The organism is Gardnerella sp. c10Ua_244 (assembly GCF_055818055.1).
Window position 1 is genome coordinate 1 of the sequence record NZ_JARFVS010000010.1, and the last position, 8,953, is coordinate 8,953.

Sequence of the window (8,953 nt, forward strand, 5' to 3'; positions counted from 1 at the left end):
CTGCTCAGCGCAGGTTTTTGCTGTTTGCGCGATGTCGAGCATGCTGATAGCCGAGCTATTTTTTCCTTCTTCAGCTTTTTTGATTGCGTTTAGCGTGTAGCGTCTGCAGGCTTTAACTTCGCTTGCAAGTCTTTGTAAGGTTTCTTTTTTTCATAGGTTTTCTCCTTTGCTTCTTTGCTTTTGTTGATACTATATATCACTCTAAAAGCACATATTATCAAGCAATAAATGGGATAAAACCGCTGGTATTTCCACTAATTATTGTTCTTACAAGTCGCTAATTTTTCGGCACTTATCCACGCCATAAACAATGCTTAGCCCGCTTCCTGTTTCCCAGGAAACCATGATTGAACCCATATCATCAACACCTCGCACTCTGCCTTTAGTGCCGATAGGAGGTGCCTGAACATCATCCATTAAGATAAGCTCTACCAAACAACCTTTAGGATAAGTTTTTCTAAGCTTTTCAACCTGTTCTCTACTTACCGTTCTCATCATTCACCTCTTTCGTTTCTAAAAGCACAGGAGCCTTCTAAATGGGAAAGCAGAATCTTTCTATCCTTTTTAAACTCATCTCCGATAAACCCGAGTCTAAGAAGAAAACATCTGAAAGCATACTTATCGTTAACCGGCTTATGCTTAGTTTCATTCACATGTTTTACTTCCAAACTCATTTTGCAAAGAGCCAAAATAAGCTTCATGTAAGTATCCATATGATCTTGGCTTACATCTTTAAACCAGAGAAAACTAACTGTTTCATCATTTTCTTCTATTTCAAGGCTTGTCACATCGAGTGCTTTTTTAATTAAATCACCCTTGTTTTTGATGATTTTTCTAAGCTTAGTCACATCAAGCTTATCTTTTGGAAACTCGACTGTAAGCATGCGTGTGCTTTCATCTTGTGTTTTAGGAAGGCGTATACCATAGTCGCCCTCAAGTATTTGTTTTAGATCCTTTAGGTCTTCATCATCTGCAGATGTTACTGTCCCAGTTTTACCAACTGTGAAAGGACCTATCTTGTAAGCCATGCTGGGAGTTTTCAGATACGTGGCTTTAAGACCTGTTAAATCTTCTATTGCTTGTATGAGTGGTTTTCTTTTAGAACCTTTTAAACCATATTCTAAGCTCATTTTAATACCTCCTTTAGGTTTTTCCTTGTGTATATACATCACTCTAAAGAAGGTTTATAGCAAGTCTTATGTGCTTTCTTTCGCCTGAAAATAAGCGATATTTTTGAGAACGAAATACACGCAGGGAAGTGCCACGCCGTTACCCCACATCTTGTATTCTGCTGAATCAGTGTGAGGATTTTTAAGCCATTTGATTATCTGGTTTTTGCTTTTAGGCTTACAGGCGTTCGTGACTAGTTTTCGATGTGTTTCAAACACATCCTGCCAAAAGATAAGCTCTTCATCGCTCGGATTTTCCGTTTGAAGACTATCACACCAACAGTCAGGAAAACCCTGCAGTCTTGCACATTCTTTCGGTGTTAAACGTCTAACCACATAGTGTTTATCCTCATTCATATCGTTTACGACAGGAGGATCTTTATAGTCACTTGCCACAAGCGTGTCTGTCATTTCAGCCCGAGCATTCGTGTGATGCGAGTTTTTACTCGTAGAGTACACGATTGCAAGACCGCCTTGATTAGCTTCAGGCGAGTTTAGCCCTGTGTTAATTGTTCTTGCCAGTTTCGTTTCATACACTTTAGCACGCTTGTTTTTCGTGTTGAGCGATGTTAGACGAACGTCAAAACAGGTTTTATCACAAACCACAAAAGGCTGATTATTCCCGCCGGTTCCAAACGTGGAAAGCACGGTTTGAGACACGCTAAGAGGTCCTTTATACCGTGAGTCATGTCCGTGATTTTCAAACACGAGCGGTGGATGGTTTCCCACACTTGCTGTAAGCGTGCCGCTTTTGTTTTCAAACACGTCCATTCTGCTTCCGCCCTGATCGTTTAAACAGTATCTTTCGATTGCATCACCAGTGCCTGTTTCAAAATGTTCGGCAGTTTCTTGCCACGGCTTTCCGCTCGCCGTAAAATCCCCAGGCATGCTTTCTTGCTCAAATAATATTTTTCCGGCACTTTGTCCATCAAAATCTGCGACAAGAAAGATACGTTTTCTTCTCTGGGGTACTCCGAAGTATGAAGCATCAAGTACCCTCCATGCGAGTGAGAAATCTTCTGCCATGACAAGTCCTGCACTGCTCCATTTTTCAGGTCTAGGAGCATTAAACGAATGTCCTTTGACAGCACAGATTTCTTTGATAACTTTCTCGAAGTCTTCTCCTTTATTTGAGGAAAACGCTCCCGGAACGTTCTCCCAAACGATATATCTTGGTTTTTGTCCACCTGTTTTCCTCCTCATCTCTTTAATAATCCGAACCGCTTCAAAAAACAGGTTCGAGCGAGAACCGCTAAGGCCTGCCCGTTTACCTGCAATCGACATGTCCTGACATGGGCTTCCAAAGGTGATAATATCAACCGCTTCCACAGCATCGCCTTTAATCTTTGACACATCACCTAAGTGCTTAACATCAGGTAATCTTTTAGTGGTAACTCTTATAGGAAACGGCTCGATTTCACTTGCCCATAAAGGTTTAATCCCTGTAAGCGTAGCTGCTAAAGGGAAACCGCCCGAGCCATCAAAAAGGCTGGCGAGTGTAAGTGTTTTACTCATCGCCAGCCTCTTTCATCATTTCAATTGCCTGCTTAAAGCTATACTGTTTCCCATCTCGTATAAGAAGCACGTCCTTGGTTTTATCATCGTGAAACTTCATATACCGTTTAACCGCAACGTCAATGAATTTAGGTTCAAGCTCCACTCCAAAGCAGACTCTGCCAATCTGCTCACAGGCTATAAGCGTGGATGCTGAGCCTAAAAACCCGTCTAACACAAGACTGTTTGTTTGCGTGCTTTGTTTAATAAGATAAGCGATTAACGGCACGGGCTTACTGGAAGGATGCCCACAGCCTTCTTCCTTCGAGTTTTTAATCCCGTCAAATTCAAACACGGCTGTCTGTTTCTGATCGCCATACCACTTATGTTTACCGTCTTTACGCCAACCGTAAATAATCGGCTCCATGTTAAACTTCCAGTCCGTTCGCATAAGCGGTGCTCTCGGCTTTTTCCAAATTAAACCGGCTGCAACCTTAAACCCCGCGTCCTCAAAAGCATCGTAGAAAACACGTGCTTTCATGGTCGCGTAAAACTCGTAAATAGACGCGTCAGCTGCCATAGAGTTTTTGAAGTTGGTAAAAACTTTCATTAAAAACTCGTAGCCTTCTTTATCGCTTAAATCATCATTTTTAATTTTCCCTGACGCGTTTTCAAGGTTCACGAAATAAGGTGCGTCCGTGCAAACAAGATTAACTTTCGTTTCACCCAGCAGTTTTTCAAACGTAGAAGAATCGGTTGAATCACCGCAAATAACACGATGCTTACCAAGCGTCCATATGTCACCCGTTTTAGAAAAACACGGTTCTTCCAGCTCTTTTTCAACATCAAAATCATCATCGCTTACGTCTTTATCAGCATCAAAAATACTGGAAAGCTCCGCCTCGTCAAACCCGAGAAGATCAAGGTTAAAATCCGCTCCTTCAAGCTCCGACAACTCGACAGCTAAAAGCTCATTGTCCCAACCGGCGTTAAGTGAAAGCTTATTATCCGCAATAATATAAGCACGCTTTTGTGTTTCAGTTAAATGGTTTTCTTTCACGCACGGAACTTTTTTAAGACCCAGTTTTAATGCCGCGGCAAGCCTGCCGTGTCCTGCAAGAATCGTATTATCCTCAGCCACTAGAATTGGGGATAGAAAACCAAACTCGCGAATACTTGCCGCTATCTGAGATACTTGCGCCTCAGAGTGCGTGCGAGCGTTTCTCACATACGGGATAAGCTCACTTACGTCAGCCAGATAATACTGCATTTCTTTTTCCATAAGCTTTCCTCCCGTTAGAAAAGACCCCAGCAAGCGAACTTTTCAAAGCCACCCACCGAGTCAATGTAATCTTTCGCAATTTTCACAATCTGCACATACGGTTTACCATCAACCATCTCGTCCCCGATAGCGCAAGAAAACTCAACCACCCGACCGGTTTCCTGCGCTTTCAAAAACGCGTAAATATTAACCGACACGTCAGCTTTTGTAAGATCTTTACCATGAAGACCGCCGCCCGTAACAGAATCAGCCATGTCTGACCCGAGTTTTCGATTAACCGCACCCGTATCCACGTTGATACCACCCGTCCAGTCACCTAAAGGATTAACAAACGCACTCGGATAGTCTTTCAATAAGTCTTCTCGTTTAGCGTGAGACTGGCAGATGATAAGCTTTTCACCATCAAGAACATACTTGCCGTCATACGGATACTTTTCATAAACCTTTCGAGCAATAATAGAAAGTTTCTTCTGTTCGTCTGTTAGTGGTACGCCTTTAAAAATCCCGTTATCACCACAGCGAACCATGCCGTTTTGGTTTTGGCTTAAATGCTTATCCTGCGGCACGACCGTAATATCAATCTTTACTTTCCCAGGGCTTAAACGGTGGATAATATTTTTAATATCCTTAAACTTAAACATCACCGTGCTTTCAATAAACACGGCACACTTACCATGCCCGAGCATCACTTCAACAGCAATCTTAGGATTCTCATCAATCTTGTAAGCAAGATCAACAATCGCTCCCGCAATACGATCCGCAATCTTGTCCGGGTGACTTGGATTTACTTTTTCTATCATAATTTTTCTCCTTATATGTTTTTACGTGTTAAAAGCAGGCGTTCCATTAAATCGTTTTGAGGTGAAACACCATCAAACTCAGTCGAACAGTTTTCTTTCACAATCTGGAAAATCTCATTCCAAAGCCTGACCGCCTGATTCATGTAGTTAATACCAATATTTATAAAAGGCGATGGTATCGGTTTACCCGTGGTCGGATGCTTGGAAAGAAACCCGAGTTTACTGGTTACTTCCTCGCATTGAATCCAACGAGCACAGCTCATTGCATACCGTTCAATAAGAGGAGATGGCACTTTACTGCTCACACCAATGTCTTTTAGCCACTTCCACGTTTCAGCATAAATTTCTTTAGCCTGAAGCTGAGTGCCGTCTTTTTGTGTGGCGGATAAAAACTCGTGAGGCTGAGGCATTTCAGCACCTTCAAGCTCCGGAATATTAAGAACGCTTAAAGGCCTGCCACCGGGGTTTCCTTCATTCGCTTTTTCAACAACCGCTTTCCTTTTTCGCCCGGCACCTACGCGTCTGCCGCCACGACCGCCGATATTATTTGATTTTGTAGGCAAACTTTCCACCTCCTTCCCACGTGAGTTTTAACTCAAAAAAATTTTTCTTGTCTGATTTTGCCTATTACCCTTTTGAATACGCTGTTTTTGCACGCGAGACCCTGCGCCCGTTCCCCGGGGAATAGGTTTTTAGAGATTTTGACCGCCCCTGGGGTGGTTTTTATTTGTTATGCCAGCGGTCTCCACGCTTAGCGTGAATTTTAGAGTGACAGGATTTGCATAGAGAAATAAGATTATTCCTCTCATGCGTTCCGCCTTCAGCAATCGGTTTAATATGATGAACCTGCTCAACAGGCACAAGCATATGGTTCTTAAAGCAAAGCTCACAGAAAGGATGCTCTTTCACATAAGAATCTCTGACTTTCTGCCATGCTCTGCCGTAACGCTTGTGAGCATCATAAGGACGCTCGTATTTTTCGTAGCGTCGGTTCTCTTGTTTTAAGTGTTCCTCGCAAAACCTGCCGTCAGTTAGGTTCGGACAGCCTTGATAAGAACACGGTCTTTTAGGTTTTCTTGGCAAGACTCATCCTCCCTTTCAGCAAGCTTGCACGTATTGTATAATTACTAAAATAAATTGGTAGGAGATGCTTATTATGACAAAAAAACAAATAGTATATTTTTACACTTATATTGCTTGCATTATCATTATTCCAGTTGTCTTATCACTGATTGCCGATAGCATACCTAAAAATGACAGCTTATCTCCGAGTGGCCATCCGTTTGAATACATAGACGATAGAGCGTTTTTTATCTGGTTAGGTTTAGACCTTGGACTATATCTATATCCACTACATCTCATTTTTATTAACAAGACGACATTAAAAATATCTAAATCTTTGTTCCTACCATCTATTATTTTTGCAATACTTTTGCCACCAGCCGTTTTGATTTTATCAGATGCTTCTGCGCGAGAATTCTTCTTTATATTCATGTCTTACGTGGTTATAGCATTCGTTATACCATTTCTGATTATCTACTATATAAAACGCAAAATTTGTAAGGGGTAGAAGATTAATTTTACCCCTTACAACAGTATTAAATATGTCTCATTAAATAGTAAGCAAAAGCATAACAACACGCATTTTGCTCTTGCTCTGTAGCTCCACCTTTAAGTGTATTTAAACCAAAACGAGGTAGATTTGTTAAAACACTATTCATAACATACTTAATCGTTCTAGTTAACGAGTTGATGTCAGTAAAATCTAATCCATCACGCGCGTATTGAAGATACCTCTTTGATTTAGTAACACTTGAATAGTAAGTACGCATTGCATCACTTAAGTTATTTACTCCATTATCTGTCTTTAGGATTCTTGAGACTCCTATAGCATCAGCATCATCACACAAGTCGATAAAATGACACTCATTGCCATTCTCCTCACTATTCATAATGATACCTTTTGAAATAAAATAATCGGAAGAATATGGAGGATACGCACCAATGATTGAAATAGCAGACTTCCTAACGTCTAGATCAGGATAGTTTCCTATATATTTATGTAATGTTCTCATTCCTGTTGCTAAGTCTCCAGCCCAACCGACCCACGAATCTGGACTCGTATTCCAGATAGTGTATGCCAGCGTTGTTACTGCCCAATGTTGCAAATCGTTAAGTCCCACTTTAGTATCGCTTATTTCTTGTTTGATAAACTTTTGAAGTAGATTGTAAAACTCTGAATGCTTAGACTTGAAATATTCATCGAACTCCTCATCAAAAGGAGTTACAGCGATAGAGAAGTTACTATATCCTTTTAAATATTTCTTACTTAAAAAGTTCAATACCCCACGATATATCATTGACACATGACGATCTAAATGTATTAATTTTTCTTTTTGATATTCAGAGTATATTTGTTCTAATTTTTTCACTAAATCAATAGCTTCAAAAATTGTAGGAGTCATATTTTTAACATCTACTTCTTTAGGCAAATAGCTATTAGGAACATATTTTATTGCGATATTAACACTATTACAGGCTGGTATTTTCCCATTGTAAGCAACCTTGTCTAAGTCCCATTTACCACCATATCCTGAGATTTCATGGAATTGATCATAGTTCCAGTTCTTAGGAATTGGGAATCCCAGATTGCCACTAAAACCAGTAGACATATCTGATACGAAACTAGAAGCAGACAACCCTACATTAGATATCCTTGTACACACGTTACGTGACGCATAGATACCCACTGAGTAACGAGAATCAATAGTTTCATTAATACCTTTAAAATAAGGAATAATGTTACTATCAATCTGATAATCATAAATATCCATGTCTACCGCAAAATAGATTGCTGTTGCTGGTACACCTTTAGATAATGCTGCTTCACTAGCTTTCTTACCGTGTTCAAGACCTTTTTGATACGTAAAGTCACTAAGATTACGACCATTTTCTTGGAAAATAGGGAAATATTTCAAGCCTCCATCAACAATACGTTTCAGCTCGCCTTCACGGATTTCTTTAAACGAGCCACCTGTTAAATAACGTCCAACAATTTCATATCCGTCGCGTTTAAGAGTATTGAGTAATTCCGAAGTAATTTCAAAACGTGTGTCGCATGCTTTTGCTTTTCTGTCTGGATTACCTTTACTAGTTAACAACGACATCCACGTGTTAACATCAAGTGCTCCGGTGACTGGAAGCTTGTAGTCTTTCTGGAATTTGGTGAGTTGCTCAGCAAAATCATCATCCCAATTCTCATTTTGAAGACAATCATATCTAATGCAATTAAGTACAGCTTTTGCTAACCATACCCACTTACCATAGGAAGAAGCGTTTTGTCTGCTAATAGTTTTCAAATTACGTCGTGTACCATGTCCAAAATTACCCGTGGCATCATCAGGCGAATAACCTTCTAACGACTGTAAAATTTGGATAAGTGCGGTATTCATTTCTCGACCATACAAACCATCACAAGGAATAATACCCGTATAGTTCTTATAGGTTCGGTTAATAGTTTGTTGAATAATCCTAACAACGCCAGTACCACCGTAACGATTTAGTAAAACAAACTGTTGCATGGAAAGAAGTGCTTTCATTACATCAATTGTTACAGTAGAATCACCACCAATACCCATATCATTCTTCAACTCTTTAACAGCACGCCCTGTTCCACTATAAAAGTGTTGCGTAATATTATTACTTGTCGAATAGCCCTTGCACCATAAAGCACCTTGAATAATCGAGTAAACATTACTTTTCGACTCATCACTATCATCTTGTTGTTTAACACCGTGTGGATAACGTTGATTAAATTTTCGTGTTGTACCCGCACCAAAATTAGCAGCTGTATGCTGAATTCCTAATTCAATTTGCAATGCAACAATCAAACCATTGATAGTGTCCCAGCCAGTATGACCACTCTCTTTTACTTTCGTATAACGAGTATCATCACCATAGGTTTTGTTTAACCATTGCTGTGTTTGCAATACCATCTGATCCATGTTATGTCCTCCTTTTGGGCATGAAAAAAGCCCTGAAAGATTACTCTTTCAAGGCTTAGTATTTATAATTTTTGCTAAGTTTATAATACCATATAGAAGGCTGTAACGTCTCGTATCAGAGCGTACCAAACCGTACCATTTTTTCAGATTTGGATTAGATTATCTGGTAAAACCATGTGCTCTAACGCTTTACCATGCCATCTG

9 protein-coding genes are annotated in these 8,953 nt (G+C 40.2%); all 9 read right to left on the minus strand.

Annotated features, from left to right (window positions below):
* Positions 1-267: 267 nt before the first annotated feature.
* On the minus strand, positions 268-498 hold the full coding sequence (locus P0108_RS06935; protein WP_473730917.1) for a DUF4314 domain-containing protein: 231 nt from the start codon (positions 496-498) through the stop codon (positions 268-270).
* On the minus strand, positions 495-1,130 hold the full coding sequence (locus P0108_RS06940) for a virulence protein (protein ID WP_410310741.1): 636 nt from the start codon (positions 1,128-1,130) through the stop codon (positions 495-497). Before P0108_RS06940 ends, P0108_RS06935 begins: the two co-directional genes overlap by 4 nt.
* Before the next feature lie 66 nt (positions 1,131-1,196).
* Complete coding sequence (locus P0108_RS06945) at positions 1,197-2,684, minus strand: DNA cytosine methyltransferase (RefSeq protein ID WP_473730918.1); 1,488 nt, start codon at positions 2,682-2,684, stop codon at positions 1,197-1,199.
* Positions 2,677-3,945, minus strand: coding sequence for a site-specific DNA-methyltransferase (locus P0108_RS06950; RefSeq protein WP_473730919.1), 1,269 nt, complete (start codon positions 3,943-3,945; stop codon positions 2,677-2,679). The genes P0108_RS06945 and P0108_RS06950 overlap by 8 nt, the downstream gene beginning before the upstream one ends.
* Positions 3,946-3,959: 14 nt before the next feature.
* Positions 3,960-4,745, minus strand: a complete 786-nt coding sequence (locus P0108_RS06955) for an S-adenosylmethionine synthetase N-terminal domain-containing protein (RefSeq protein ID WP_473730920.1) — start codon at positions 4,743-4,745, stop codon at positions 3,960-3,962.
* An 11-nt stretch (positions 4,746-4,756) separates the two neighbouring features.
* Positions 4,757-5,308 carry a P27 family phage terminase small subunit gene (locus tag P0108_RS06960; protein WP_473730921.1) on the minus strand — a complete coding sequence of 184 codons (552 nt, stop codon included), beginning with the start codon at positions 5,306-5,308 and terminating at the stop codon, positions 4,757-4,759.
* 160 nt (positions 5,309-5,468) lie between these two features.
* Complete coding sequence (locus P0108_RS06965) at positions 5,469-5,828, minus strand: HNH endonuclease (RefSeq protein WP_014554460.1); 360 nt, start codon at positions 5,826-5,828, stop codon at positions 5,469-5,471.
* 105 nt (positions 5,829-5,933) lie between these two features.
* Positions 5,934-6,239: a hypothetical protein gene (locus P0108_RS06970; protein ID WP_473730922.1), complete on the minus strand. Its 306-nt coding sequence runs from the start codon at positions 6,237-6,239 to the stop codon at positions 5,934-5,936.
* Positions 6,240-6,343: 104 nt separating this feature from the next.
* Positions 6,344-8,749 (minus strand): glycoside hydrolase domain-containing protein, encoded by a 2,406-nt coding sequence (locus tag P0108_RS06975; RefSeq protein ID WP_473730923.1) that lies wholly within the window; start codon positions 8,747-8,749, stop codon positions 6,344-6,346.
* Positions 8,750-8,953: the final 204 nt, after the last annotated feature.

Coding starts and splice junctions, on each gene's coding strand:
- P0108_RS06935 (WP_473730917.1), bottom strand. CDS start 498: ATGATGAGAACGGTAAGTAGAGAACAGGTTGAAAAGCTTAGAAAAACT.
- P0108_RS06940 (WP_410310741.1), bottom strand. CDS start 1,130: ATGAGCTTAGAATATGGTTTAAAAGGTTCTAAAAGAAAACCACTCATA.
- P0108_RS06945 (WP_473730918.1), bottom strand. CDS start 2,684: ATGAGTAAAACACTTACACTCGCCAGCCTTTTTGATGGCTCGGGCGGT.
- P0108_RS06950 (WP_473730919.1), bottom strand. CDS start 3,945: ATGGAAAAAGAAATGCAGTATTATCTGGCTGACGTAAGTGAGCTTATC.
- P0108_RS06955 (WP_473730920.1), bottom strand. CDS start 4,745: ATGATAGAAAAAGTAAATCCAAGTCACCCGGACAAGATTGCGGATCGT.
- P0108_RS06970 (WP_473730922.1), bottom strand. CDS start 6,239: ATGAATATAAAGAAGAATTCTCGCGCAGAAGCATCTGATAAAATCAAA.
- P0108_RS06975 (WP_473730923.1), bottom strand. CDS start 8,749: ATGGATCAGATGGTATTGCAAACACAGCAATGGTTAAACAAAACCTAT.